Below are 24738 nucleotides of genomic sequence, written 5' to 3'. Positions count from 1 at the left end.
GAATAAGGTAAACTATTTATTCGATCAGTTTGGAAGGGGGTCTTAAAATGAAGAAGATTATGGTTATTGGTGTTTCAGCAGGTGTGGGTAAGTCAACTTTAGCAAAGAAGATGGCTGATGAACTAAAGATAGATGTTTATCATTTGGATCAGCTGTACTGGAGGGCTGGTTGGGTCGAGGCACCTTTTGAAGAATTTAGCGAAGCGCAAGCTAAGATTGTTAACCGTGAAAGCTGGATAATTGAAGGTAATTATACAAGTACTTTCCGGATCCGTTCAGACAAAGCTGATACGATCGTTTATATTGAGCATCCTATTTATGTATGCTTCTATCGGGTTGTCAAGCGTTGGCTTACGAATCTCGGGAAAACTCGTCAAGACATGGCGGAGGGTTGTTCAGAGAAATTAGATTGGCAGTTTATTAAGTTTATAGCTACTACATATTATCCAAGAAAAAAAGCAATGGCTAAAAGGTTAGAAGCCTTTAAAAATGCAGGGAAACGAGTTTATATCTTATCGAGTAAAGAACAAGTTAACAATTTTATTCAGTCTCTTAACAAACAAACTGTTCATTAAATTTACATATGAAGATTAGAGTAACTTTCTTGTCTATAAAAGAAAAAACGGCTATAGTGCTTATAGAGGATTTCAAATTTAACGATAAGTTTAGAGAGGACTATGAACATGCGGAAAATATTTGCTATTGCACTACTTGCTTCTTTCATTAGTTTAGTTGGTTGTGCTACAGATGAAGAGCAACCACAAGTGAATGGAAATGGAGCAATCACCTTTAACCAGGCAGACTTCGATATGGAAATGCCAAACTTAGCAGGGTCTTATGTAAATGTTACGCCTGAGGGGAAAACAATCTACGCTTACTTTACGGGGATTGGCTGACAGGTTTGTATTAGCCAGCTAGTTGAGCTGCATAATAATCTAGATAAACTTCCAGATGTAAAAGTATATGCCATAAGTCTAGACTCACCAGAGGAACATTTACTTGTAAAAGAAACATATAAGCTAGATCATTTTGAGTTTTTAACAGATGTCCAAGGTCAATTTGGAGAAACTTTTGGTTTTATTGACCTAGCAGAAAATAAAATTTACCGAGGGTACTTAGGAGTTAATCCAGTAACAACAAATATGATTGTAGAAGTTGATTATCTTCTTGGGGAAAACATCAAGACAGTAATCAAAGTCATGGAAGATTTATAGGTTGAAAAACTCACCAGAAATTGGTGAGTTTTTCATTAGCCACAGGTGTAGACTATAGCTCTTCTTTTAAAAGAAGAAAAATGGTCTTCTAGCTGGTTGTTGTGGTTCTGCTTGTTCTTGGTTAGGTGGAAATGGGATTGCCTGATCCCAAGGCGGTGGTGGCAATACGGCATCTTTTCCTTCTGTATATGGTTGATCAACAATTTTCCTATTCTTATCTCGATCTTGCTTTAATTCTTTTACTATGTGTTGACCGATTTGTCTTCCTAATCGTAGCCCCTCATTATTATCTATAGGGAAATGAACACATGCATATAAACGAGATAATGCATTTTGTTCAGCAATTTCTCGTAATCTGGCTCGTTCCGCTGGGAAGAAGTAACCTAATACTACCTCAACACAGCCACTTACTACTGCATGACCTGAAGGATAGGCAGGGAAGTGTGGTGTAGGAAGCACTGTTTCGAGTTCTGGATCTATTTGGTTAGGTCTTGCTACATCAGTTACATATTTAATTTGCCATGCAATCACCATTGCGTCATTAATCGCTGCATTAGTTGCTGCCAGTATTCTTGCAGCACGGTTAGGGTTAACATTGTACGTGTCGATAAGGCGATCGATGACAGGTGTCCATTGCTTTGTTGGAGGTCCAAAGCCAAAGTAGTTGGCAATTTCCTTTTGCTCATCAGTTAAATTTTTTTGTGTATTTTTCACAGTTTCTAATTGTTCTCCCATAAAATCAATTGTACCCGGATTACGAATTTTAAAGGATACTAATTCCCCGTCTAAATCAGTCCATTGATTTTTCCAGTTGCGATTAAAGAAATGCAAAGGCCAAGAGCCACCGTTAGGTTCAACTGGATTTAGAGAACCTGCATTGTATTTGGACCATCTAGGTATTTTGTAGCGACGTTGGTTGTTCATTTTTAAAAATCTCCTCTTTTTATGCTTTTTTCAAAAAATTGTTCTAAGACAAAGAGAGTGAAAGAAGCTTTTTTTATTAAATTATGAGTGACTAACCGTATAGGTGATGAAAGATTTATAAGTTTTGAAAAAAGTTAGGAGAGCAATTTCTTAAAATACATTCATTCACTATATTCGATAACGACAATCTTAGTTACGAATATTTTTTTTGTTTCTTCCTCATTCCCCTTGACAAAAAAATAAACATTTAATAAAATTTAAAATAATCATATAAAACTTATGTATTTACTCGGAAATAAATTCTTACTAATTTAATAGGGATAGCTGACTAGAAAAACTAGAGGCAACAGAAAGTTTCTGAAATACGGAGCTTGTGTTGCCCTTTTTTTATTCATTAAGAAGGGCTGTTTTCGCAAAGTTTGTTGCTTTCGTAAAAATCCCAAAAGCCGGATTTTTACACAAATTACTAAGAATTTACTTCTAATTATGTAAGTACTGCTCTTTTCTTACATAATCTATTGGCTGATATCTTCATATAGGGTATTTTTTCGATTATTTTAGGATAAAAAGCCACAATGTTTACGAAAAGAGCCTTAAGAAAAAATATAAATGCCTGACTGAGCTATATGAGTTGCCAATAGAAGGGGATGAATAACGTGGGTGAATTATCGTATCAAAATATCCTAGATGAAGAGATTACTACTCTCAATCTGGACCTTGCCAAAAAAGATGCAATTGACGTATTAAAGTGGGCGTATCATCAATACCAAGATGACATTGTTTACGCTTGTAGCTTTGGTATAGAAGGGATCGTCTTAATTGATCTTATTAGTAAAGTGAAAAACGATGCATCCATTGTTTTTCTTGATACTGGTCTACATTTTAAACAAACTTATGAGTTAATTGAAAAAGTAAAAACGAAGTATCCCAAACTAAACATTCAACTAATTAAGCCTGAAGTAACGGTTACTGAACAAAATGAACTGTATGGGAATGAATTATGGAAGTCAGCTCCTGATCAATGCTGTAAAATCCGTAAATTAAAACCGCTAGAAACGGAATTAAATAAATACCAAGCGTGGATATCGGGATTGAGAAGAGAACAATCCGTTACGAGAGCGAATGTTCAATTTGTAAATAAAGATAAGCGATTTCAATCCATCAAGGTTTGTCCGCTTATTCACTGGACGTCAGAAGAAATTTGGCTTTATGTGAAACTACACAAGCTGCCATACAATGACCTCCATGATCAAGGGTATCCAAGCATTGGTTGTGAGAACTGTACATTACCAGTAGCTGAAGGTGAGGATTCGCGTAAAGGTCGTTGGGCAAATACAACAAAAACTGAATGTGGACTTCATCAGTAGAATTATGAATTATGAATTATGAATGCTAGATACAAATTCTTTGGAGGGGTTAAAATGAGTTTAAGTATTCCACATGGTGGAGCATTAGTAGATCGTTTCAATGAAAATTATGATATTTCACATATAAACAAAGAGATTGAACTAGATGATTTTGCTTTATCAGATTTAAAATTGATTGCGAATGGAGCTTTTAGTCCATTAACAGGATTTCTTGGAAAAGAAGATTATGAGTCTGTTGTTGATGAGATGCGATTAGCTGATGGGACGGTTTGGAGTATTCCAATTACGTTGCCTGTAACAGAAGAAGTGGCTCAGGAATTAATAGTAGGAAATAAAGTGAAGCTAGTAGCAAATCAGAAGGTCTATGGCGTATTGGATCTTCAAGAAGTATTTGTACCAGATAAACTGAAGGAAGCTGAAAAGGTCTACGGTACCACAGACTTGGCACATCCAGGGGTTAAAAAACTATTTGAACGCCCCAATGTTTATGTTGCGGGTTCTATCATTTTAGTTAAAAAAATTGAGTCTGATCGTTTTCAAGAGTTTTATCTAGACCCAACAGAAACAAGAGAGAAATTTAAAAGTTTAGGCTGGAAAAAAGTCGTTGGGTTTCAAACGAGAAACCCAGTTCATCGAGCACATGAATATATTCAAAAATCAGCATTGGAAATTGTCGATGGATTATTTTTAAATCCTTTAGTTGGTGAAACGAAATCAGATGACATTCCAGCAGATGTTCGTATGGAGAGTTATCAAGTTTTATTAGATAACTATTACCCTAAAAACCGAGTATTCTTAGCGGTATTCCCTGCAGCAATGCGCTATGCGGGTCCACGAGAAGCTATTTTTCATGCAATGGTTCGAAAAAATTATGGTTGCACACATTTTATTGTGGGGCGTGACCATGCTGGTGTAGGGGATTATTACGGAACGTATGATGCTCAGTTGATTTTTACAAATTTCTCTGAGAAAGAACTAGGGATTACCCCACTCTTTTTTGAGCACAGCTTTTACTGCAAAAAATGTGAAAACATGGCTAGTACGAAAACATGCCCTCACTCAAAAGAAGACCACGTCATCCTATCAGGAACAAAAGTACGTGAAATGCTAAAAGATGGTGTTATTCCACCAGCCGAATTTAGTAGAAAAGAAGTTGTTGAAGTTTTAATCAGTGGGTTAGCCAAAAAGGAAGCGTTACTATCCAAAAATTAGTGCGAGTCCCATAAGGAGAGGGAGAAAAAGATGGTATTAATCGTCATCGCGTTTATAATTGCTTTCTTTTTTGCTATGAACATAGGAGCAAGTGGTACAGCAGCAGCTATGGGACCTGCGTATGGTAGTGGAGCAATAAAAAAGAAAAAGCACGCAATGTTCATAGTAGCGGTATTTGCTTTTTTAGGAGCTTTGGCTGGTGGCGAAGTAGTTCGTACTATTGGTGGGGGAATTATTCCTGCTGAGATTATTAACGTAGAAGTAACAGTGATTATTTTAGCAGCAGCATGCTTAACGTTGTTCATTGCTAATCTTTTGGGAATTCCTCTATCCACGAGTGAAGTTGTCGTAGGATCACTTGTAGGTGCAGGGATTGCTTTCCAAGCAGTTTACTTTGAGCGGTTACTTATGATTATATCCTTTTGGGTCATTGTTCCAATTGTTGCTTTTGTATTAGCTGTTTTAGCGGGAAAACTGATCCGTCTTTTAGAAAAGAAATATCCAGCACTAAAAGACAATGGCAAATGGCATAAGTGGCTAGTCATCCTTTTGATTTTATCTGGTGGACTTGAAGCTTACGCTGCCGGAATGAATAATGTTGCAAATGCCGTTGGCCCTTTAGTTGGTGCTGGGCTAATTGAGATTAGTACAGCTGTTATTGTCGGGGGCTTGTTCGTATCATTAGGAGCAGTTTTGCTAGGTGGGAAAGTTCTTGAGACTAATGGCAAAAAAATAACTCGGATCTCACTTCTACAAGGGAGTGCTGTTTCGATTACCGGCGGAACACTTGTTATCATCGCTTCAATTTTTGGATTACCAGTCCCGTTAACACAAGTAACAACTTCTGCCATTGTAGGTATTGGTACTGTTAACACTGGTTTTAAAGTATTGCAAAAAGACATTATTAAAAAGATTGCAATGGTTTGGATTGTCTCACCTGTATTTTCATTAGTTCTTTGTTACGGCTTAATAACCTTATTTCTAAAAGCTGATTTTTACACAAGCTTCGTGATAATTAGTGTATTTATTGCGACCATCGGTTCAGTGAGATTAGCTCAAGCCGCGAGGAGAGAGCGAAGCGCTATTCATGACCAAGGTGGAGGAATATAGAATTTACTAAACAGAAAAGTGGGGATTTTTAATGGCTAGTGAAAATATTGTTTGGCACGAAACAACAATTTCAAAAGCTGATAGGCAAAGTAAGAAGGGACACAAAAGTTGTATCTTATGGTTTACTGGTCTTTCAGGTTCTGGAAAGTCTACGTTAGCCAATGCCGTTGAGAAAGAATTGTATCAACGAAATGTTCATAGTTACGTATTAGATGGTGATAACGTACGTCACGGCTTAAATAAAGGACTTGGGTTTACGGAAGAAGATCGGAAGGAAAACATTCGTAGAATAGGAGAAGTAGCTAAGCTTTTCTTGGATGCAGGTGTCATTACGTTGACAGCATTTATTTCTCCGTTTCGTGAAGATCGTAACTTAGTGAGATCTCTTGTAGAGGTTGATGAATTTATTGAGATCTTTGTAAGTGCATCAATTGAGACATGTGAACGCCGCGATCCGAAAGGCCTTTACGGAAAAGCAAGGGCAGGAATTATACCTAACTTTACAGGAATAAGTTCACCCTATGAAGAACCAGAAGCTCCAGAGTTAGTAATCAATACTGACAAACAATCAGTCGAGGAGAGTGTCGCAAAAGTTATCAGCTACCTTGAAGAAAAACAAATTATCTGATGGGTGTCAGGCACCACAAAAGAACAAAACTGCCAAATTGTCCGTAAGGAATGGACAAATTGGCAGTTTTATTCATAATTCTCATTAAAAACCCTCGTAGTCATAAGACAAACTGCAAAGGCCATATGTTTTAGAAAAAGCATTGAGGTGAGTGTATGGTAAAGAGCCTTGATTGGCAAATGATTGCCTTTGTGGGTGTATCGCTAATACATGATTACATTACGTATCTTCATTTACCTAAAATCTATTATTGGAATAATGAGCGTTAGTCTAAACGGAAAGCCAGAGGCATTCTATGCAGGAATCGTCTCTGGCTATTCATTCTTCATTATTTAATAAATCCACCAAGCATCTTCATCATTGGGCTAACTTGATTTACCAATCCCATGACGGTTTGGACACCACCACCAATTTTTTGAAAGTCTATTTGTCCTTGTTCATTCCTGAAAAATGATTGCTTAGGTTGTTGGACAGGCATTTGTTGCTGTTGAGTAACGTACATTCGTTGTTGTGGCTGCTGATAATACTGCATAGGCATTTGTTGTGGGTACATTCCTTGATGACTCGTTTGTCTAGCACCAAACATTCCTCTTCGTTGTGGTTGCATACCAGCAACTTGTTGTTGTTGAGACATTTGGTGGTAATAAGAATAGGGATGTTGCATTGTTCTATTTCTCTGTGGAAACATTCCATAAACCTCCTTTCTAGTAAGGGCTTTACTGTCTATTCTAGCCTATGAAAAGGTAGAAACAATGGCACGGTCTCTAACCATAGATTGTGAGAATCCGGCTTTTCACCTGGTTAGTAGCCTTTTTTACCACAAGCTAGTATATGTCCAATCAAACTATCATTCCTTTCATACACTAAGTAATGAAAAGGAGGTTTTTCGATGAGTAACTATCACCTTTGTTGCCAACATAGAGGCAAGGTTGTTCATATTTATGAAAAGAGCGGAAAAGTACACTATGGGAAAATTGTAGATGTTGATACAGAGTACGTGTATATTGATCCAAGAGTAGGTGGAGGCCCAAGTGGTTTTAGATACGGATATCCTGGTTACGGCGGCTATGGTCATAAGGGGTATGGAGCCTATGGTGCAGGCTATGGATACGGTGGAAATCCTTATTTTGTTCCAGTCGCACTTGCCGCGGTTGGCGGTTTAGCACTTGGTGCAGCGTTTTTCTGGTAAAAAGCGAGGAATTGTCTCTAAAGAGGCAGTTCCTCTTTTAGTACGACTAGCAATAAAAGGGTACGTCATTTCTGACGTACCCCATTTACGTTTATTGTTTATTAAAGCCAAGAAGCTCCGATAATCACCAATAAGATAAATAGAACAAGGATTAACGCAAAGCCTCCAGCAAATCCAGTAGTTGGTGCACCTGTTACACAACCTGCCATGAAGAAAACCTCCTTTAATTTTTGGTACAGTTTAACTTATGCACCTATTGAAATTATGTTAATACTACGAGCGAAAATAGGCACCAACCTAAGCATGAATAGTCCAAGCAAGGCATAAAAATTTAGTAGTAATAAGTAAATATTACACGGAGGGAAAAGGATGGAAAATACGCTCATATTATTTGGCATAGCTCTATTAGTTTCAATCATTATTCATGAGATTGGTCATTTTGTTGCTTTTCGTCTTTTTGACGGTAGGGTAGAAGAGATCGCGATTGGGTTTGGCCCTACACTTTTACGAAAGAAAGTTGGACAAAGTACAGTATCTGTAAGACTTTTACCACTTGGAGGGTATGTTGAAGCAAACGAGAAGGATTACCGTAGCTATAACTATCTTCAAAAAATGTTTTATCTTTCAGCCGGAATTTTAATGAATTATGTATTGTATCTTGTGAGTTTTGGCTTTGCGAGTATTAGTCAAGGGAAAAGCTTCATCAATGGATTAGTAAATGCTCATGAAGGATTTGTTTATATCGTGGGTAATATAGGTGAAATCTTTCGTTCATTGAGGATTGATCTGATGTTTTCTAGTCAAGGGAGTGTTGACTCACAGATGGAAGTAGTTCAACAGCTAGGAAATAGTGTTGACTTTTGGATGATGCTTGCAGTTATTAACATTACTTTAATTTTTATTAACATCTTACCTATTCCAGCTTTGGATGGGGGACGATTGGTTATTACATCTGTCGAACACTTTTTGCTTAAGATAGGTGTCTCGAAAGAAAAAATAGAAAATGTCACAAATCCTCTCTATTATTTTTCATGGGTGCTTTTAATGGGCCTAATCGCCTTACAAATCATTACCTCAAACACGTTCCAATTTATAGAGGATACTAGTTACTTAAGGCTAAGTTATGGGATGTCAAATACAGAAATTTTTCTATGGACGAGTTTGTTCATTGTATTTGTTATCAATGTGTATATCTTTATTTCAAACCGGATTGCAAAGCTAAAAAGGGCGTAAATTAAGGAGGTAGTCCAGAAAACAATGTTTTAGTGGATCGAGACGGATTTTACTGGGAAGTGGCTTACGTAAAAAAGTTGGAGTTCGATGAAAACGATAGGTTAATCATCAAGTAGTTGTAAGCCCCGTGAATTTGGGGCTTACTTATCTATTAGATTTATCGATAAAATTAACGGAAAATAGTCAAAGATCCATAAATAAAAAATAATGATAATAAATGAAATCAATAGTGCTTGAATTTGCTTAGTTTGAGCTATCTTTAAGACTGGATACATTGTTAGATAGAAAAAGAAGGTCCAACCAATATGCCAGCCGTTTGTATAGTTGAAATATTCCATCTCACTTGCTACCCATTCAATGAGTACAGAAGCAACACTCCATTTAAGGATATACGAGACTTTTTTTTCAGGTGGGAAAAAACTTATAAATAGGATTGTCCAACATGGAAAGATGATAAAAGTATAAATTGTTTCTGTAATGAATTCATTAACTATAGGCTTAGAAAGCTCCCATAGCCATCGGTCAGTACTGTGACAGAGATAATGATAATAAAGGTTAAAGATAGCAAAAAGAAGAAATGGAATAAAGGAGTCTTTCCATCTATGCCATTTGCGAGTGATGAATACTCCAAGTAGAAACCCCAAAGTTAATGCAGAATGAAACAATCTAAGTCCTCCCAGCATAAAAAAAATTCATACTGAGATTAGATTGCCCGTTTCATGATAAATATTGACCTAATTAACAATTTAGTACTAAGTACCTATACTAACCCTCTAATAAACGCGTAAGACTATGAACGATATTTTCACGTCGAAATAGAAACTCTCCAATTAACCACAACAGTATGACAGTTGTAATTAATGCCCAAGCAACTGCCCTTTTTCTAGTAGCTGCAATTCCTTTCATTGCTTTAAACCCTTTTGAAAATTGAAATAAAAAACCAACGCAGATAAATGAAAGTAGAGGTACACCTAGAACTGTTAGGCTATGAATAGAGCGGATATGATATAGTAACCCTGTAACTTCTTGGATGTTTTCTTCTGTTACTGTTATTTCCATTGTTTCCTTCTGGAAAATTCCATGTTCAATTATCACGGAATCGCCAGCTTCTTTATATGTATAATTACTTGGGAAAAGGTTAAATAGCACAATTGGTATATAGAGCATTGTCAAAATAACAAAATAAGTCACGCCAATCTTTAGCCAAACACGATAATCTTCTTTCATATAATCAACCTTTCTTCGTAATATAGCTTCTATTAAGATAGGATACCATTTTTTAAATCAATTTGCTCATGGGTAATTATTGGAGATACAATGGAATTAAAGTGATTGATAGTAAAGGATGAAACGAGAGATGAATATTGAGTTTTTGCCGGATATTGATCAAAAAACTTACGAGAAATTAACTCAGCTATCTCTAGAAGAGAAGAGAACATTATGGAGATTAATTCAGCATACTAGTAAAGATGGTTATGTTCTTTGTCGGTTTGAAACTGAAAAAATGAAGCTGCTTGAGCAAAAAGGGTTCATTCAAAGAAATGAGTTTTTTCGTGGAAGAGAACTCTCATTTTTTGTTTTGCCTTCTGCCCAGCAGCTTCTAAAGGAACTAAGGAAAAAAGTAAGATAGCAGTTATCCTAAACTAACTCCCCGTACTTGTAAATGCACGTATACCTCTGTTCCAGAAGGCGTAAGCAATCGCACATGATAGTAAGGCAACAATAGGTGTCCAAAGGGCAAAAGCCTTATAACCAGAATGTTCAATGAAGTACGTAGCTGGATAAAATGCTGTAAAGCCATATGGGATAATCCAAGTTAATAAAAAGGCAATACTTTTATGGTAAATAGTCAGCGGATAACGGGTAAATTCACTTAAATTAAATGTAGCCCATACGATTGGTAAGCTATCTACCATCCAAAAAGAAAAGGTAATAAAAAATAGATTAACAGCTACGAAAATAAAACCGCTAGAAATGATTAGTATAGCTATTACAAACACATCTAACAATGACCACTGCAATCCAAGTTGCGTGATAGAAGTACTTAGAACAATAAGCCCAATCACAAGCTGACCAAAGCCATCTTGTTGAACTCTTTCTGCACATACTTGAAATAATGGATTTACTGGTCTAATTAAAAGCCGATCGAAATTTCCGTTTTTAATATATTGCCAGCCTAGTGTCCATAAATTATCAAAGAAGATATGATGGATAGACCGACCCGTCATTGCAATGCCGTAGATAAATAAAATCTCATAGAAACCCCAACCATTAATGTCATCTATGTGTTGAAATACGACACCAACAAAGAAGATTGCCGTAAACTGTTGTAAGATGACTGACCCCATTCCAATAAAGAAATCGCCGCGATATTCCATCATTACCTTGACGTGATTTTTAAAATAAAGCCAATAAAGTTTCATATATCTAGTAAGCAAAAGATCACTTCCTCTTTAAAATAGTCTAGCCGCCAAAAATTGTCACCTTTCTAACAGCAACTGCCCAAATAATTCGCACGATCGTAAAGATGGCAATAAGCCAACCTAGCTGTATAGTGATTGCAATATAGGCATCTATTCCTGTAATTGTGCCCGTGTAAATAGAGACTGGAACGAAAACCATTGATTGGAACGGCAAGTATTGACTTAATGTTTGAAACCAAAGCGGAAATAAAGAAATTGGAACTAATGCACCAGAAAAAAAACGAATGATTGCTTCCTTAAAAACACGTAAGCCCCAGATATTAATCGTCCAAAAAGCTATTACCCCAACGATTAAATCAATTTGAGCACCTAGTAAAACTCCGAGGATTGCACTAATAATAAATAAAATCCAATTTTCTAGAGTAGTAGGTAAATAAATACCAATGAAAAATATCGCCAGGATAAACATAGGAAGAGCACTTCGAATCGAGCTTGATAACTTAAATCCCAAGTCCATGGCTACAAGTTTATTAAGCAAGTGATAGGGTCGCATAAGCTCAATAGCAATATTTCCCTCGCGAATGTCCTCGGCAAGTTGATTTCCAACGCCTGATACATACTCAGACATAAGCATGGCAATTACCATATAAGTAAGCATCATTTCAAGGGGCATATCTGCAATTGTTGTACGATTTTCATAGACTGCATGCCAAAAATAATACAAGATTAATAGCTGTACGATAGTAGCAAAGGTTCCCGCCCAATACCATGCGGCATAAGCGGTCTCTACCTTCATCATCACTTTCATAAATTCTACATATTTACGCATGTTATAGCCCCCGATTAAAAATTTCTTCAACAAGTGTTTCAATCTTCGGGTCGGCAATCGTTAGATCGCGAATTTCGTAGTCATTCATCATTGTTGCAATTATTGAAGCAGTGGACATTTCTTTACTTGTAATTGATAAAGTTACTTTTCTGTGTTCAGGATCATGACTAAGAATCTCAGCAAAACCTAGTAACTTCTCTGGGAGTTTCATATTTTCATCTTTTTCTAAGTCAAAATGAATGAGTCTCTTATGTCCAAATTGATCTTGAATTGATTGTATATTCCCATCATAAATAATCGTACCTTCATTAATGATAATAATTCGAGTACAAATCTCTTCAATATCTTGCATGTCATGTGTAGTTAAAATAACGGTTGTTCCCCACATTTTGTTCATTTGTTTAATAAACTGACGGATTTTCACTTTTACAGCTACATCCAATCCAATCGTAGGTTCATCTAAATAGACTACTTTTGGGCGGTGAAGAAAGGCAGCAGCTAGTTCGCAACGCATCTTTTGACCTAATGAAAGTTGTCGTACTGGAATTGGGAGCAATGGCTCTAGATTTAGTACTTCAGTAAACAATGCTAAAGTTTCTTTGTATTGTTGTTCAGGTACCTCGTAAATATGACGAAGTAGATCATAAGATTCTCGTACTGGAATATCCCAAAACAATTGAGTCCGTTGCCCAAAAACAGCTCCAATATTTTTGGCGTTGTTATGTCTATTTTTGTAAGGAACAATACCACTCACTGTTATTTCACCGCTAGTAGGTGTTAAAATCCCACATAACATTTTTATGGTTGTTGATTTTCCTGCCCCGTTTGCTCCAATGTAGCCCACCATTTCACCCTGTTGTATTTCGAAATTAACGTTCTTGACGGCATGCTTTGTCATATATTTTCGCTTTAGCAACGCTTTCATTGCTCCTTTTAATCCGGGGTCACGCTGAACAATTTGATAATTTTTTGATAAAGCTTTTACATGGATCATTTTTTATTTTCCTCTCACCATTAAATTTTCCCAAAAAAAATACCATAGGAAAAATACCTATGGCACATAAAAGATACTTAATAAAAATGCCACAGACAATACGCTCGTCTGTGGCATGAATAAATTAAAGGAAGAATTTTATTCCTACGTAAACTGAACGAATTGTAATGTATTTAATTTGGATAAGTAAGTAAATTTTCTCATTTCGTTCAGCTCCTTTTCATTTAAAATATGGTTGTTTAGGAAATTATAACCATTACTAATTATTTTGTAAATACTATTTTTTTGAGTTGCCAATCTCATAGGCGATTTTCTTAAAGAACACTCCAATATAAAACATTAATATTTGACTTGTAGTCCAGAGAACAAATGGAAATGAAGTTTTAATAATATTTAGTTTGCCAAGCAGATAATGAATACCTAATACACCCATTAGCTGTGTTTTAAAAGAATTCTTCCTCACAGCTATCACTGTTAAAAGAGAAATGCAAAATGTGTAAAGAGGAGAGATGACAAAATGTTCATTCCACGAACGAACATGTCCTTTGCCAAACTTTATTTTTCGAAAAAAAGCTAACAGATAAATAATATTTGCGTTTATGACAATGAGACTGTTAACTAGTGTTGTAAATAAAACAACGGGTTCTTGACGATTTAATTTTTTCTGCCAAAAGGTGCAGATTGCGAAGTAAATGGGAATAAGTGTTGCTGTGTACAAGGAACGCCACCAGTTTGTCTTAAAGATAGATAATTTAATAAACAGTCTCTCAATTAAGAAAAAATAAAGAGAAAAAATCATTTTTACCTTCCATCCTAATTGAAAGCTAGTTATGAAAACAGCTGTCATAGGGACGAAAACAGCTTGTGACATGATTGCCCCTATTGTATTATCAAAGCTTTTATTCTTTACTATCCGTGGTTGATAACTGTATGAGTTGAAAATAGTGAAAATAATATACTCGAAAAAATAGGCAAAGCCGATATTATTTAAAAGCATGATAAGGACTTTTTTACGGTTTTCCTTTTTGTAAAAAGTATAAGTAAGTAAGCTAATATGAATGACCAATAAAAAAATAAAAGGTAACCCTTTTAATGTTTTTTTTCGCACGAGCAACAATCCCTCTTAAAAAGATTTCTAAGAAGTATTATTCGTTTTTATCATAAAACTTATTAGTCATTTTTAATCCATTCGAACATATTCTCAATTGCATCCTGGTGGAAAGTGAGCGGTAAATGGTGTCCGTAATTTTCAAATAGGTGGAGAGTTGTCTTCTTCGACTGTGATTTAAGCTCTCTATATAAGTTTACTCCATGACTTACATCTACTTGATGATCAACCGATCCATGCATGATTAGTACAGGGCAAGTGATATTATGCACCTGTTTGATTGGAGACCGCTTGTAATAAGCTTCTGGAACCTTGTTTGGATTACCAATCACTCGTTTTAGCATTCTGCGTAAGTCCACACGTTCCTCATAGGTTTGAATAAGACTGGAAACACCGCCCCAGAGAATTAACTTATGAGTGGTTGGGAATTTGATCGCTGTCTTTGTGGCATTTATTGAACCGCGTGAAAACCCCATAATTGAAATCTTTTCCGATTGAACAAACGGTAATGACTGTAACAAGCGAAATGCGGCATGTACGTCTTCTTCATCAGCCCCCCCAAACTCGTCTCTACCTTCACCGCCCTCATGACCACGATAGCAAGGGGCAAGAACGACATATCCCTGGTTTGCAAATGCCTCCACCCAGCTAGGTTTGACACGACCAAAGTGACCGATACCTCCGCGACAGTAAATGAAAGCTGGAAGTTGTATATTTTCTACTTCATAAACCTTAGGTATGATTGAGGATACTACCTCTGCATCTACATCAATGTTAGGAATAAAATCCTTTAAATTAGCGGATGTGATATTTATATTATTTGGGAATCCTAAATACGCCTTAACCTGTAAGTCTTCAGCTATGTATGTTATTTTAAATATCATTTGAATACTCCTTTTTTTTTTCATCAATTATCAAAGTAAAAAATTGTAATTATTATTTTACATATAGGTTTATTATTTTACCAATTAAGGATACTAAGGGTATCGACTCGTACAGCTAGAGAGTAAAGTATCGCTAAATCTAAGGTCAATTATTGATGTAGTTATTGCATTACCCATGGGTAGTGCTTTTCCTTTAAATAGTTGTCATGAACATTTTGAATTTAACAGAAAATAAATGTAGGAAAGCAGGGGATTATTTATGGGTTTCAAGTGGGTAATAATAGAGGGAAATGGAAAACTCCCAATGAATAATGCTTGTGCAATTTATACTCCTACTATAGAAAGTGAATAAAGGGGAGTTTTTATGGAGGAAACGAAAACTAAATACAAGTATGAGGCATTATTTTGGAGCATTGCTCTCCCCGGTTTTGGCCAATTTGTAAATAAGAAGTTATTTAAAGGCGCTATTTTTATTTTTTTAGAATTCGTCGTAAATGTAATGAGTAATTTTAATTTAGCAATTGTTGCCTCTTTTAATGGGAATATTCAGAGTGCAATAGCTATCACTAACTATCAGTGGTTAATGTTTTACCCATGCCTTTATATGTATTCATTATGGGATGCGTTCCGTGATTCAAACACAAACATTAGTCCTTATCTTTATTTACCATATGCTTTTGGTGCTTTTTTTGTAACGATTGGTCTCATTTACTCAGCCAGAATAACTTTTTTTGGCGTACTTATAGGGCCAGTATTTTTACCAATGTTATTCTTAATTCCTGGACTGTTGGTCGGTTTTGGCGTTCGGAAGATCATCTTTTTACGTTAAATATTGATAAAAAACACGAACTTTTGCTTTACTACTTTTAACTTTCTAAGTATGTAAAGCATTAAGATAATCCTAAGCATGTTTATCACCTCTTTAAAGGGTATGTATTTATATGCTTGACCAATTCTTATTTTGACAAATGACAAAAATTTGAAAAAGTATTGTAAACTATTTTCTCAACTGCTATAATTTTGTTGTAAATTAATCTAAAAGTTATAAGGAGTAAGCCGATGCGTAAATAAGTTCTTAGCGAAAACATGAAATTGCAGAGTGTTTTGTAACGCGACCTGAAAACTATCAGGTTAGTGTCTTCTTTAAGTTACCCTCGTGCAATAGCTAAGAACAGAATTTAACGCCTAACAGAGTAAACGCGATGCGTTTATTTTGGTTACCCTTATCCATATCTGGGAAAAGGTCGTTAATGGATGTTCGTGTTCATAAACGGCTTTTTTGTGCGTTGTAATTTAAGATATGAGTCATTTTTTGACAGGATTAGATTAATAGAGGTGATCGTATGACAGTATTAGTCAGTTGTAAAAAAGTTAGCAAAGAATATATGGATCAAATGATCTTGAAAAATATAACGTTTGATATAGGAGTAGGCGAAAGAATTGGTCTTGTTGGTAAAAATGGTTCTGGGAAATCTACGTTGGTAAATTTACTTAATGGCTCGCTAAATCCAGATGGCGGGAACATCACTTGGTACCAAAAAGACGTGAAGATCGGTTACCAGGAGCAATCGGTCAACTACTCTTCAGTAACATTTAACGAATTGCTCCAAAGGCAGATAGAGCTGCAGGATTTCCTTGAAACAAGTAGCATGTTAGGTGTTAAAAAGGTAAATGAGTGGGAGATTGAACGACTAGACAGTTTAAGTGGTGGAGAAAAGACAAAACTAGCGTTAGCCAATGTGTGGTCAGAGTTTTCTACATTTTTAATCTTAGATGAACCAACTAACCACATGGATTATGAAGGAACACAATGGCTGATTGAAAAAATTGATAGTTATCCTGGAACAATCATGATTATATCTCATGATCGTTATTTTCTAGATCAAACTGTAACCAAAATTTTAGAAATTGAAGATGGCGAAATACAAGAATATAAAGGGAATTATAGTTTTTATCGAGATGAAAAGCAGCGAAGATACGCAAGTCAGATGCATGCATACGAAGAACAACAAAAAACGAAAGAACGTATTAACAGCCAAATAAAACAATTAAAAAACTGGTCTGATAAAGCTCACCGGGAATCGACAACAAAAGGATTGAAGTCAGGAACCAAAATAGGAGCCAAAGAGTACTTTCGAGTAAAGGCAAAGAAGAAAGATCAGCAGATTAAATCTAGGATTAAGCGACTTGAAAAAATTGATGTTAAAGGTGTCAAGAAACCTAAAGCAGAGGAAACTATCCACTTTCTCTTTCAAGAAAGTGAAAAGAAGGGCAAAATAATCTTAGAGGTTAAGGACTTACAAAAGAGCTTTGGTAAACGAACTCTTTTTAAAGATAGTTCTTTTACCATCCAAAGAGGTGAACGAATTGGCTTGTTTGGAAATAATGGGACAGGGAAATCGACTTTCATAAAAGGAGTGTTAGGTGAACTATCATTGGAAGGTTTATTGTATCTAACCCCTTCTGTCAAAATTGGTTATCTTAGTCAAGATGTCTTTGATTTAAATGAAGACTGCCCTGTTTTAGATCTATTCGAGATAAATAATCGAACAGAAGAAGGTGCAATTCGAACAATGTTGGCGAATTTAGGTTTAGATGACAAATTAGTAAGAAAGAAAATAGGCTTTCTCAGTCTAGGGGAACGAACGAAAGTGAAGATTGCTAGGTTATTGCTGGGTAATTATGACTTACTAATCTTAGATGAACCAACCAATCACCTAGATCTTCATGCACGTGAACAGCTAGAAGAAGCCCTATCACAATATAACCGGACGCTATTGTTAATAACTCATGACCGATATTTACTCGAAAGGACTTGTGATCGTCTCTTGCTCTTTAAAGATGGGGCAATCCGAAAAGTAGAATATGGATTAACTAGATTGATGAATAAGCAAAAAGATCATCACGATGCGGAGCAAAAAATGATGATTGAAAACGAAATTGCGTATGTGCTTGGCGAACTAAGTAAATACAACCCAGGAGAAAAGGAATACCTACACCTTGAGGAACGGTTTCAATGCTTGCTTGAAAGAAAAAGACGTTTGTAACATATTTTGGCCGCTTGGTTTTCAAGCGGCTCTTTGATTCAATGCTTGCTCTGAATAAAATTTAATGAAGCAATTGGTTTAAGCGAAAAATATGCTGCCGGTCATGGTCTAAAATTTCTTCAATTATTTTGCGACTATCAGGATCTAAATCGCCCCTGACAATTTTTTCGGATGCTTCAATCCCCATAGCTTCTCCTTTTAGTGCGCATTGAATTAAACCGTTGGTCGTATCAGGAAGGTTTAACTGACTAAAGAAACCTTGGATCGACCCTACCAATCCTTCATCATCCACTGGTTTTCCACCGAGGTCCTGGATCCGGCTTGCAACTCTCATCGCATGGAGTTTATGCCCCTCCTGAATTTTTTGAAACTCTTCTTTAATTTGTTCATCTTGTAGTTTTTGAATGTAATGTTCATACGAATGGATTCCCATGTATTGACCTTTCAGAAACTCATTTAGCTCGTTAACTACTGTGTTAGACATAGTTTCACCACCTTTATTATATTTTGTCCCGTTAAACGCTCTTATCATAACCAACTTTGCTTTTTACAATTATTTTTCATAAAACACTTGCCAAATTTTCCAAACGAGTTATAATAAAACTGTACTATTAATAGTAATACACATAATACACATGACACGTAGGGTTATAAGCTTACAACATTAAGACACAAAGGTACGAAAGGAGGACAACGATGTTCCAATTAGACTTACGTAGTAGAGTTCCCATTTATGAACAGTTAGTAGAGAAATTGAAAGAGCTCATTATCCATGAAGTCTTTCAAAAAGATGAGCAACTTCCATCAGTGAGGGCATTGGCAGCTGATCTAACGATTAATCCAAATACAATTCAAAAGGCCTATCGTGAATTAGAGCACCAAGGTTATATTTATTCGGTCCCGGGCAAAGGGAAATTTGTCTCGCCCCAAGCGCATGCAACAAATAATGAAAAGGTGAAGAAGATGAAAAAAGACTTAATTAAGCTTATTTCTGAAGCTTTATATTTAGGGATAGAAAAAGAAGAAATCTTATCAATTATTACTGAAGCTGAACAAAGTGTGAAAGGAGGGGAAAGTAATGATTCAGGTTCGTAACGTCAAAAAATTGTTTGATGGAATGGAAGCTGTTAAAAGCTTAAGTTTAACAGTCGATAAAGGTTCAATTTACGGGTTGCTTGGTTCAAACGGTGCTGGAAAAACGACACTTCTAAAAATGATCGGTGGCATTTACAAACAAGATAGTGGGGATGTATTCGTAAATGGTGAAGTAATCTTTGAAAATACTGACTTGAAAAGTAAAACGATTGTTTTAACAGACTCTCTGTACTTTTTTCCACAATCAACAGTAAGGCAAATGGCAAACTTCTATCAGAGTGTTTATCCGCAATGGAACGAGGAGCGCTTTCAAGAATTAGCTAGTGTTTTCCCGATTCAAGTAAATAAAAAAATCCACCGTATGTCAAAAGGGATGCAACGCCAAGTGGCATTTTGGCTATCTTTATCAACGATGCCAGAACTACTTATTTTAGATGAACCATTTGATGGATTAGATGCAGTCATGAGGCAGAAAGTAAAAAACCTGCTAGTCCAAGATGTGGCAGAACGAGAACTAACCATCTTGATTTCCTCTCATAACCTTAGGGAAGTTGAGGATTTGTGTGACCACATCGGAATTCTCCATTACGGCGAAATCATGATCCAAAAAGACTTAGATGATTTAAAGTCTGATGTCCATAAGATCCAAGTAGCATTTAAAGGCGAAGTTCCGACTACGTTTTTACAAGGTATTGAAGTGTTATATAAGGAAGAACGGGGAAGTGTACGGATGTATATCGTTAGAGGGAAAGAAGATGAAATCTCCTCCCAGGTTCATAATAACAAACCAGTCTTATTTGACATCTTGCCACTTACATTAGAGGAAATTTTCATTTATGAAATGAGGGATGTTGGCTATGCAATTGAAAACGTTATTGTTTAATCGTGGTATATATATACAGAATTTAAAGAATGTTGGCTGGATCGGCATCCTCTATCTTTTATGCTTGTGGTTCGCGGTCCCATTACAAATTCTAATGATATCAAGCAGTTATAGAGAGTATAGGCAACACTATGCATTTACATCAGGAAGTCTATTCAGCTTTATGGATGGCTTTCAATATTTACTAATGTTTACAGTACCAATTTTACTTGCTATTTTCTTATTCCGTTATATGCATGTGAAACTTTCTGCTGATTACATTCATAGCCTTCCGATCAAACGTGGAGCATTATTTTTCCAGAATGTATTATTTGGTACGATTGTATTAGCAGTACCTGTTATTATTACGGGCTTAAGTTTATTTGTGATAAGCGGTTTTGTAGACGCGCCAACGATACTAACTGTTTCAGCTATAACCGAATGGATTGGAACAACACTATTACTTATTGTCTTTGTATTTGCAGTGGCAGTATTTGTAGGGATGTTCACAGGAATATCTGTTTTTCATGGTGTTTTAACTTATATTTTATTTATTTTTCCTGCTGGAATAACGATTCTATTCTTCATGAATGTGAAATACTTATTACATGGTTTTGCTGTCGATTATTACCTAGATAAACAAGTAGAAAAACTAATCCCATTTATTAGAGCTTCGAATCTAGTGCGTCAGGGTCTAACGACAAATGAAGTGGTTTTCTTCCTACTGATAACCGTTATTGCACTTGCAATTGGATATATTGCATATCAAAAACGAAAAGTTGAGACTGCGACACAGGCTATTGCTTTTCGATCATTACAACCAGTGTTTTTATACGGCGTTACAGCTTGTGCGATGCTTTTAGGCGGAATGTATTTTGGCGAAACGCAAGGAACACTTGGATGGCAAATCTTTGGTTATGTAGCCGCCTCAATTATTGGTTATTTTATTGCTCTAATGATATTGGAGAAATCTTGGCGTGTTCTTACGAAGTGGAAAGGCTATGGTATTTTCGTAGCAGTAATGGTAGTTCTAGCGTTACTAATCAAGTTTGATATCACTGGGTATGAAAATCGCCTCCCAACTATTGATAATATCGAACGTGTGTATTTTGGAGAAAGCATATATTTGATGGATGAAAATCATTTTTATTATACGGATTTAGAGAGAGAGTACGGTCCACGCTATTATTATAAAGATCAAACCAATATCGAGAACATTCGCGAAATTCATAAAGATATTATCAAAAATTCTAGTAGGTTTGGTCAATTGTCAGGTTATTACCGTCAAGTCGTTATTGGTTATGAGTTAACGAGTGGAAAGAAAATTGTTAGACATTATCGCGTTCCTGAAAATTTCTACTTAGAACCGAATGAATTGTATAGTTCGCTAGTTGAATCTCAGGAGCATAAAAGGAACGTTCACGGATTACTACGAATTGAGGATGCAACCAAGATTGACAAAATCTCAATTATCTCAACTCGGGGGAATAATCAACTTACAATTACAGATCGTGACGATATTATCAGTTTTCATGAAACATTCCAAGCTGAGCTTAGAGAAGAAACGATTGACGAAATTACTTCAAAAAGTGGTTATTGGGCAACTGTTGAATATCTAATGAAAGACAATCAACGAGCTACTACATCTTGGAATAAACACCATGAGTTAATTGAAGCATGGTTGGCCGAAAGAGATTTGGTTAGCAAGGCTCGATTAACTGCAGAGGATATTGCTTATGCAGTTATCATAAAAAAAGACAAAGAATATCTCCATGAGTACATGCGCTACGAGGAAGAAATGAGAGACTTTGAAAAAAGACCGGATGCAATAAAAATTGATAATAATGAAGAAATCGAAGTTTGCTTACAAGTTTCTAACTGGGATGACCGTGGTGAATATGTTATAGCCTACTATTCTACAAAAGATTATACTTCACCAATCTTTGAAACGATTTCTTTGAAAGATGCACCGTTTTTTATAAAAGACAAGTTAAACTAACATTTGGGACGCTAGAAAAAAATCTAGCGTCTTTTTTCAGTCAAGTATGCTATTATTACTTCAGTTAAAAATGAATTAAAGAGTAGGAAGGATCTGAAATCTTGACAGCGGAACAATTTTATAAAAATAAATATGGGGTAATCATAGCAGCTGTTGTTTGTACGGCTTTATGGGGAAGTGCGTTTCCAGCGATAAAGCTGAGCTATGATGCACTGCAGATTCAGCAAGGTGAAATTGCTCAACAAATTCTATTTGCAGGCTATCGTTTTTTTCTAGCGGCATTATTCATTCTATTATTTATGATTACCTTTAAAAGGAACATTCGTTATCAGAAAGCTACGTTTAAACCCTTGTTAACGATTGGTTTCTTTCAAACATTCTTTCAATACATATTGTTTTACATTGGTTTAAGTTACAGTACTGGAATACAGGGTGCGATTATCGCTGGGACGATATCCTTTTTTCAAATTATTTTCGCACACTTCATGTACGAAAACGATAAGATTTCGATGCGTAAAACATTGGGACTCTTTGTAGGATTTACGGGTGTCATTCTCGTCAACATAACTAGAGGAACATTTGAATTTCAATTTGGAATTGGTGAGCTTTGTTTGACTGTTGCAATGATCTCCTGTGCTTATGGAAATATCCTTGCTCGGAACGGCTCTGCAAAAATGAATGTAATGTATTTGACAGCGTATCAAATGTTGTTTGGAGGTATTGGTTTAGTACTGGTTGGTAGTTTATTCGTTGGATTTATGCCATTCACATTTACTCTCTATGCATTTGGACTTTTACTATATTTGTCTTTATTATCATCTGTGGGATTTGTTATTTGGAATAATGTAATGAAGTATAACTATGTTGGTCAAGTTTCTATGTATTTGTTTTTAATACCTGTTTTCGGAGTAATTTCTTCTTCATTTTTATTAGGAGAAGTGATCCACATCTTTATTATACTTGGCCTATTATTTGTTACTTCTGGAATAATAATTGTAAATCGAAAGAAGCTTGAGGTTACCTCAATCCAAAAAAAGTCAGCAAGTTGATGTGCATTTTTTAATTCCCTGTGGTTAAAGTAACTGAGAAGAAACTAAACACAAGGAGGAGTCACGTTTGATGAACAACGAAAGTACTCATGAGTTCGTAGAGAAATTACATGAAAATAAAGAAAAAGCAGAGAGAAATAAAAAGCGACAAGGTAAAGGTCATCCGGAAAAAAAGCTTCCTAATAAACAACACTAAGTAAAAAAGATCGCCAATAGGCGATCTTTTTTACTTAGATGAAACCATTTCTCTGAATATCATTCATTGATTCCTGCATTTTGGAATGGTGAATGATGGTCATCACTATAATAATCAAACTTAGACTTGCAGAAAGAATTGTACTACTAATTAATAAACGTTTTACCCCGTAATTAAACATATAGATCACCACTTTTTAGTTTAGTATGTTTAGATTTGCTAAAAATTATTTATATGAATTTCATAATTACTTTAATGAAGCCATATTAAACTAAATGTAGTTGCGAATGTTTTAGCGCAACTACATTTAGTATCCTAATGGCGATACTAATGAATTATCAAATTCATGATATATTAAAATGGAAAAGATTACGTAAAGGAGTGGTTGATTTGAAAAGTATTGCAGTGTTTTGTGGTTCGAGTGATGGGAATGATCCTTCATATTTAGATGCTGCCAGAGAATTAGGGAAGAAATTAGCTGAAGAAGGTATTCAACTTGTCTATGGAGGTGCTCAAGTGGGATGCATGGGTGCTGTGGCAGATTCGGTTATAGAACATGGAGGTAGGGCAATTGGTGTTATACCGAAAAAATTAATGAGAGTGGAAATTGCCCATGGCAACCTAACTGAGCTTCATATTGTAGAGACGATGCATGAACGTAAAGCGATGATGGCAGAATTGGCTGACGGCTTTATTACACTGCCAGGTGGGTCTGGAACTTTAGAGGAATTTTTTGAGGTTCTGACTTGGGCGCAAATAGGTTACCATCAAAAACCTTGTAGCCTTTTAAATGTAAGTAACTACTATACGCCATTACTGAGCTTATTTGATCATATGATTGAACAAGGCTTTGTTAAAGAAGAATATAGGAAGCTTATAATAATGGAAGAAGATCCGTCCGTGCTAATTGGTAAGTTAAAAAGTTATAAACCAGCATACATACATAAGTGGGAATGAGAGTTTCCCGCTTATGTATAAACATCGGTGATACTGTGAAATTACTGCGTAAGAAATACTTGCTTTTATCTTTTTAAGATGGTATTATAGTTTCTGTTGCCAATAACAAATTGATTGCACGAAATTTTTTTAAAAAAGTTGTTGCAAGCGATAAGTTATCGTGATATAATTAAATTCTTGTCGCTGAGAAACGACAAAACAAACATTGTTCTTTGAAAACTGAACACACAGCCAAGCGAATTAAAGAGATAGTAAATATCTCGTCAATGAATTATTATTTTTGAGCTTTTGTCAAACACTTTTATGGAGAGTTTGATCCTGGCTCAGGACGAACGCTGGCGGCGTGCCTAATACATGCAAGTCGAGCGGAGAATGAAAAGCTTGCTTTTCATTCTTAGCGGCGGACGGGTGAGTAACA

The 24738-nt window shown here is 35.8% G+C and carries 30 protein-coding genes and 1 rRNA gene; 19 read left to right on the top strand and 12 right to left on the bottom strand.

The window, feature by feature from the left end:
- Positions 1-47: 47 nt before the first annotated feature.
- The 3 genes from DS745_RS07965 (at position 48) to DS745_RS25500 (ending at position 1214) form a co-directional block, all read left to right on the top strand.
- Entirely contained in the window at positions 48-575 is a 528-nt protein-coding gene (locus DS745_RS07965) for a P-loop NTPase family protein (RefSeq protein WP_129077746.1), read from the top strand.
- A gap of 108 nt (positions 576-683) precedes the next feature.
- Positions 684-896: a hypothetical protein gene (locus DS745_RS07960; RefSeq protein ID WP_129077745.1), complete on the top strand. Its 213-nt coding sequence runs from the start codon at positions 684-686 to the stop codon at positions 894-896.
- Between the two features lie 9 nt (positions 897-905).
- Entirely contained in the window at positions 906-1214 is a 309-nt protein-coding gene (locus tag DS745_RS25500) for a redoxin domain-containing protein (protein WP_129077831.1), read from the top strand.
- A gap of 66 nt (positions 1215-1280) precedes the next feature.
- Here the strand turns inward: DS745_RS25500 and DS745_RS07950 are convergent, their stop codons facing one another.
- Positions 1281-2138 (bottom strand): vanadium-dependent haloperoxidase, encoded by an 858-nt coding sequence (locus DS745_RS07950; protein ID WP_129077744.1) that lies wholly within the window; start codon positions 2136-2138, stop codon positions 1281-1283.
- A gap of 656 nt (positions 2139-2794) precedes the next feature.
- Between DS745_RS07950 and DS745_RS07945 the strand changes: the two genes are divergently transcribed.
- From DS745_RS07945 to cysC, 4 genes are read left to right on the top strand one after another with little or no spacing between them, the layout of a single operon-like run.
- Positions 2795-3505: a phosphoadenylyl-sulfate reductase gene (locus DS745_RS07945; RefSeq protein ID WP_277750907.1), complete on the top strand. Its 711-nt coding sequence runs from the start codon at positions 2795-2797 to the stop codon at positions 3503-3505.
- Positions 3506-3559: 54 nt separating this feature from the next.
- The gene (gene sat / locus DS745_RS07940; RefSeq protein WP_129077742.1) at positions 3560-4717 is read left to right on the top strand and encodes a sulfate adenylyltransferase; all 1158 of its coding nucleotides are present in this window, start codon (positions 3560-3562) and stop codon (positions 4715-4717) included.
- Between the two features lie 30 nt (positions 4718-4747).
- Entirely contained in the window at positions 4748-5827 is a 1080-nt protein-coding gene (locus DS745_RS07935) for an inorganic phosphate transporter (RefSeq protein ID WP_129077741.1), read from the top strand.
- 31 nt (positions 5828-5858) lie between these two features.
- Positions 5859-6455: an adenylyl-sulfate kinase gene (gene cysC, locus DS745_RS07930; RefSeq protein ID WP_129077740.1), complete on the top strand. Its 597-nt coding sequence runs from the start codon at positions 5859-5861 to the stop codon at positions 6453-6455.
- Between the two features lie 328 nt (positions 6456-6783).
- On the opposite strand, the gene DS745_RS07925 is transcribed toward cysC, so the two are convergent.
- Positions 6784-7143, bottom strand: a complete 360-nt coding sequence (locus DS745_RS07925; RefSeq protein ID WP_129077739.1) for a YppG family protein — start codon at positions 7141-7143, stop codon at positions 6784-6786.
- A 201-nt stretch (positions 7144-7344) separates the two neighbouring features.
- Here DS745_RS07925 and DS745_RS07920 point away from each other — a divergent pair, with 201 nt between their 5' ends.
- The gene (locus DS745_RS07920; RefSeq protein WP_129077738.1) at positions 7345-7644 is read left to right on the top strand and encodes a hypothetical protein; all 300 of its coding nucleotides are present in this window, start codon (positions 7345-7347) and stop codon (positions 7642-7644) included.
- A 101-nt stretch (positions 7645-7745) separates the two neighbouring features.
- Here DS745_RS07920 and DS745_RS07915 read toward each other — a convergent pair whose 3' ends face one another.
- Complete coding sequence (locus DS745_RS07915) at positions 7746-7853, bottom strand: YjcZ family sporulation protein (RefSeq protein WP_129077737.1); 108 nt, start codon at positions 7851-7853, stop codon at positions 7746-7748.
- Positions 7854-8013: 160 nt separating this feature from the next.
- Here DS745_RS07915 and DS745_RS07910 point away from each other — a divergent pair, with 160 nt between their 5' ends.
- Complete coding sequence (locus tag DS745_RS07910; protein WP_129077736.1) at positions 8014-8877, top strand: site-2 protease family protein; 864 nt, start codon at positions 8014-8016, stop codon at positions 8875-8877.
- Positions 8878-9017: 140 nt separating this feature from the next.
- Here the strand turns inward: DS745_RS07910 and DS745_RS07905 are convergent, their stop codons facing one another.
- Together DS745_RS07905 and DS745_RS07900 are read right to left on the bottom strand one after the other, a co-directional pair.
- A complete protein-coding gene (locus DS745_RS07905) occupies positions 9018-9542 on the bottom strand; it encodes a CBO0543 family protein (RefSeq protein WP_129077735.1) in 525 nt (174 codons plus the stop codon).
- A 100-nt stretch (positions 9543-9642) separates the two neighbouring features.
- The gene (locus DS745_RS07900) at positions 9643-10104 is read right to left on the bottom strand and encodes a hypothetical protein (protein ID WP_129077734.1); all 462 of its coding nucleotides are present in this window, start codon (positions 10102-10104) and stop codon (positions 9643-9645) included.
- Positions 10105-10234: 130 nt separating this feature from the next.
- Between DS745_RS07900 and DS745_RS07895 the strand changes: the two genes are divergently transcribed.
- Positions 10235-10507, top strand: coding sequence for a hypothetical protein (locus DS745_RS07895; RefSeq protein ID WP_129077733.1), 273 nt, complete (start codon positions 10235-10237; stop codon positions 10505-10507).
- Between the two features lie 13 nt (positions 10508-10520).
- On the opposite strand, the gene DS745_RS07890 is transcribed toward DS745_RS07895, so the two are convergent.
- From DS745_RS07890 to DS745_RS07870, 5 genes are all read right to left on the bottom strand, one after another.
- Positions 10521-11300: an ABC transporter permease gene (locus DS745_RS07890; RefSeq protein ID WP_129077830.1), complete on the bottom strand. Its 780-nt coding sequence runs from the start codon at positions 11298-11300 to the stop codon at positions 10521-10523.
- Between the two features lie 40 nt (positions 11301-11340).
- Positions 11341-12129: an ABC transporter permease gene (locus DS745_RS07885; protein WP_129077732.1), complete on the bottom strand. Its 789-nt coding sequence runs from the start codon at positions 12127-12129 to the stop codon at positions 11341-11343.
- 1 nt (position 12130) lies between these two features.
- Positions 12131-13123: an ABC transporter ATP-binding protein gene (locus DS745_RS07880; RefSeq protein ID WP_129077731.1), complete on the bottom strand. Its 993-nt coding sequence runs from the start codon at positions 13121-13123 to the stop codon at positions 12131-12133.
- A 277-nt stretch (positions 13124-13400) separates the two neighbouring features.
- The gene (locus tag DS745_RS07875) at positions 13401-14231 is read right to left on the bottom strand and encodes a hypothetical protein (protein ID WP_129077730.1); all 831 of its coding nucleotides are present in this window, start codon (positions 14229-14231) and stop codon (positions 13401-13403) included.
- Between the two features lie 62 nt (positions 14232-14293).
- On the bottom strand, positions 14294-15115 hold the full coding sequence (locus DS745_RS07870) for an alpha/beta hydrolase family protein (protein ID WP_129077729.1): 822 nt from the start codon (positions 15113-15115) through the stop codon (positions 14294-14296).
- A 364-nt stretch (positions 15116-15479) separates the two neighbouring features.
- Here DS745_RS07870 and DS745_RS07865 point away from each other — a divergent pair, with 364 nt between their 5' ends.
- Together DS745_RS07865 and abc-f are read left to right on the top strand one after the other, a co-directional pair.
- Positions 15480-15944 (top strand): hypothetical protein, encoded by a 465-nt coding sequence (locus tag DS745_RS07865; protein WP_129077728.1) that lies wholly within the window; start codon positions 15480-15482, stop codon positions 15942-15944.
- A gap of 514 nt (positions 15945-16458) precedes the next feature.
- The gene (gene abc-f / locus DS745_RS07860) at positions 16459-18162 is read left to right on the top strand and encodes a ribosomal protection-like ABC-F family protein (RefSeq protein WP_129077727.1); all 1704 of its coding nucleotides are present in this window, start codon (positions 16459-16461) and stop codon (positions 18160-18162) included.
- Between the two features lie 61 nt (positions 18163-18223).
- On the opposite strand, the gene DS745_RS07855 is transcribed toward abc-f, so the two are convergent.
- A complete protein-coding gene (locus DS745_RS07855) occupies positions 18224-18646 on the bottom strand; it encodes a ferritin-like domain-containing protein (RefSeq protein ID WP_129077726.1) in 423 nt (140 codons plus the stop codon).
- Positions 18647-18858: 212 nt separating this feature from the next.
- On the opposite strand from DS745_RS07855, the gene DS745_RS07850 reads away from it, so the two are divergent.
- The 5 genes from DS745_RS07850 to DS745_RS07830 all read left to right on the top strand — a co-directional run bounded on the left by DS745_RS07850 (position 18859) and on the right by DS745_RS07830 (position 23363).
- On the top strand, positions 18859-19257 hold the full coding sequence (locus tag DS745_RS07850; protein WP_129077725.1) for a GntR family transcriptional regulator: 399 nt from the start codon (positions 18859-18861) through the stop codon (positions 19255-19257).
- A complete protein-coding gene (locus tag DS745_RS07845) occupies positions 19241-20140 on the top strand; it encodes an ABC transporter ATP-binding protein (RefSeq protein ID WP_129077724.1) in 900 nt (299 codons plus the stop codon). The genes DS745_RS07850 and DS745_RS07845 overlap by 17 nt, the downstream gene beginning before the upstream one ends.
- Entirely contained in the window at positions 20115-22118 is a 2004-nt protein-coding gene (locus DS745_RS07840) for a multidrug ABC transporter permease (RefSeq protein ID WP_129077723.1), read from the top strand. Before DS745_RS07845 ends, DS745_RS07840 begins: the two co-directional genes overlap by 26 nt.
- Positions 22119-22219: 101 nt before the next feature.
- Positions 22220-23167, top strand: coding sequence for a DMT family transporter (locus DS745_RS07835; protein ID WP_129077722.1), 948 nt, complete (start codon positions 22220-22222; stop codon positions 23165-23167).
- 70 nt (positions 23168-23237) lie between these two features.
- Entirely contained in the window at positions 23238-23363 is a 126-nt protein-coding gene (locus DS745_RS07830) for a DUF4023 domain-containing protein (protein WP_129077829.1), read from the top strand.
- A 34-nt stretch (positions 23364-23397) separates the two neighbouring features.
- On the opposite strand, the gene DS745_RS24540 is transcribed toward DS745_RS07830, so the two are convergent.
- Positions 23398-23544, bottom strand: a complete 147-nt coding sequence (locus DS745_RS24540) for a hypothetical protein (protein ID WP_161568210.1) — start codon at positions 23542-23544, stop codon at positions 23398-23400.
- A 209-nt stretch (positions 23545-23753) separates the two neighbouring features.
- Here DS745_RS24540 and DS745_RS07825 point away from each other — a divergent pair, with 209 nt between their 5' ends.
- Both DS745_RS07825 and DS745_RS07820 read left to right on the top strand, forming a co-directional pair.
- Entirely contained in the window at positions 23754-24320 is a 567-nt protein-coding gene (locus DS745_RS07825; RefSeq protein WP_129077721.1) for an LOG family protein, read from the top strand.
- A 300-nt stretch (positions 24321-24620) separates the two neighbouring features.
- Positions 24621-24738 (top strand): 16S ribosomal RNA (locus tag DS745_RS07820); the annotation flags it as partial.

Origin of the sequence: Anaerobacillus alkaliphilus, assembly GCF_004116265.1 — a bacterium.
Classification (GTDB): domain Bacteria; phylum Bacillota; class Bacilli; order Bacillales; family Anaerobacillaceae; genus Anaerobacillus; species Anaerobacillus alkaliphilus.
Note: the sequence above shows the minus strand (reverse complement) of the source record. Positions and strands in the feature narration are given on the sequence as shown.

What these genes read in the sequence shown, in the direction of transcription:
- DS745_RS07965 (WP_129077746.1), top strand. Translation starts at nt 48, where the DNA reads ATGAAGAAGATTATGGTTATTGGTGTTTCAGCAGGTGTGGGTAAGTCA.
- DS745_RS07960 (WP_129077745.1), top strand. Translation starts at nt 684, where the DNA reads ATGCGGAAAATATTTGCTATTGCACTACTTGCTTCTTTCATTAGTTTA.
- DS745_RS07950 (WP_129077744.1), bottom strand. Translation starts at nt 2,138, where the DNA reads ATGAACAACCAACGTCGCTACAAAATACCTAGATGGTCCAAATACAAT.
- sat (WP_129077742.1), top strand. Translation starts at nt 3,560, where the DNA reads ATGAGTTTAAGTATTCCACATGGTGGAGCATTAGTAGATCGTTTCAAT.
- DS745_RS07935 (WP_129077741.1), top strand. Translation starts at nt 4,748, where the DNA reads ATGGTATTAATCGTCATCGCGTTTATAATTGCTTTCTTTTTTGCTATG.
- cysC (WP_129077740.1), top strand. Translation starts at nt 5,859, where the DNA reads ATGGCTAGTGAAAATATTGTTTGGCACGAAACAACAATTTCAAAAGCT.
- DS745_RS07925 (WP_129077739.1), bottom strand. Translation starts at nt 7,143, where the DNA reads ATGTTTCCACAGAGAAATAGAACAATGCAACATCCCTATTCTTATTAC.
- DS745_RS07920 (WP_129077738.1), top strand. Translation starts at nt 7,345, where the DNA reads ATGAGTAACTATCACCTTTGTTGCCAACATAGAGGCAAGGTTGTTCAT.
- DS745_RS07915 (WP_129077737.1), bottom strand. Translation starts at nt 7,853, where the DNA reads ATGGCAGGTTGTGTAACAGGTGCACCAACTACTGGATTTGCTGGAGGC.
- DS745_RS07910 (WP_129077736.1), top strand. Translation starts at nt 8,014, where the DNA reads ATGGAAAATACGCTCATATTATTTGGCATAGCTCTATTAGTTTCAATC.
- DS745_RS07900 (WP_129077734.1), bottom strand. Translation starts at nt 10,104, where the DNA reads ATGAAAGAAGATTATCGTGTTTGGCTAAAGATTGGCGTGACTTATTTT.
- DS745_RS07895 (WP_129077733.1), top strand. Translation starts at nt 10,235, where the DNA reads ATGAATATTGAGTTTTTGCCGGATATTGATCAAAAAACTTACGAGAAA.
- DS745_RS07890 (WP_129077830.1), bottom strand. Translation starts at nt 11,300, where the DNA reads ATGAAACTTTATTGGCTTTATTTTAAAAATCACGTCAAGGTAATGATG.
- DS745_RS07885 (WP_129077732.1), bottom strand. Translation starts at nt 12,129, where the DNA reads ATGCGTAAATATGTAGAATTTATGAAAGTGATGATGAAGGTAGAGACC.
- DS745_RS07880 (WP_129077731.1), bottom strand. Translation starts at nt 13,123, where the DNA reads ATGATCCATGTAAAAGCTTTATCAAAAAATTATCAAATTGTTCAGCGT.
- DS745_RS07870 (WP_129077729.1), bottom strand. Translation starts at nt 15,115, where the DNA reads ATGATATTTAAAATAACATACATAGCTGAAGACTTACAGGTTAAGGCG.
- DS745_RS07865 (WP_129077728.1), top strand. Translation starts at nt 15,480, where the DNA reads ATGGAGGAAACGAAAACTAAATACAAGTATGAGGCATTATTTTGGAGC.
- abc-f (WP_129077727.1), top strand. Translation starts at nt 16,459, where the DNA reads ATGACAGTATTAGTCAGTTGTAAAAAAGTTAGCAAAGAATATATGGAT.
- DS745_RS07855 (WP_129077726.1), bottom strand. Translation starts at nt 18,646, where the DNA reads ATGTCTAACACAGTAGTTAACGAGCTAAATGAGTTTCTGAAAGGTCAA.
- DS745_RS07850 (WP_129077725.1), top strand. Translation starts at nt 18,859, where the DNA reads ATGTTCCAATTAGACTTACGTAGTAGAGTTCCCATTTATGAACAGTTA.
- DS745_RS07845 (WP_129077724.1), top strand. Translation starts at nt 19,241, where the DNA reads ATGATTCAGGTTCGTAACGTCAAAAAATTGTTTGATGGAATGGAAGCT.
- DS745_RS07840 (WP_129077723.1), top strand. Translation starts at nt 20,115, where the DNA reads ATGCAATTGAAAACGTTATTGTTTAATCGTGGTATATATATACAGAAT.
- DS745_RS07830 (WP_129077829.1), top strand. Translation starts at nt 23,238, where the DNA reads ATGAACAACGAAAGTACTCATGAGTTCGTAGAGAAATTACATGAAAAT.
- DS745_RS24540 (WP_161568210.1), bottom strand. Translation starts at nt 23,544, where the DNA reads ATGTTTAATTACGGGGTAAAACGTTTATTAATTAGTAGTACAATTCTT.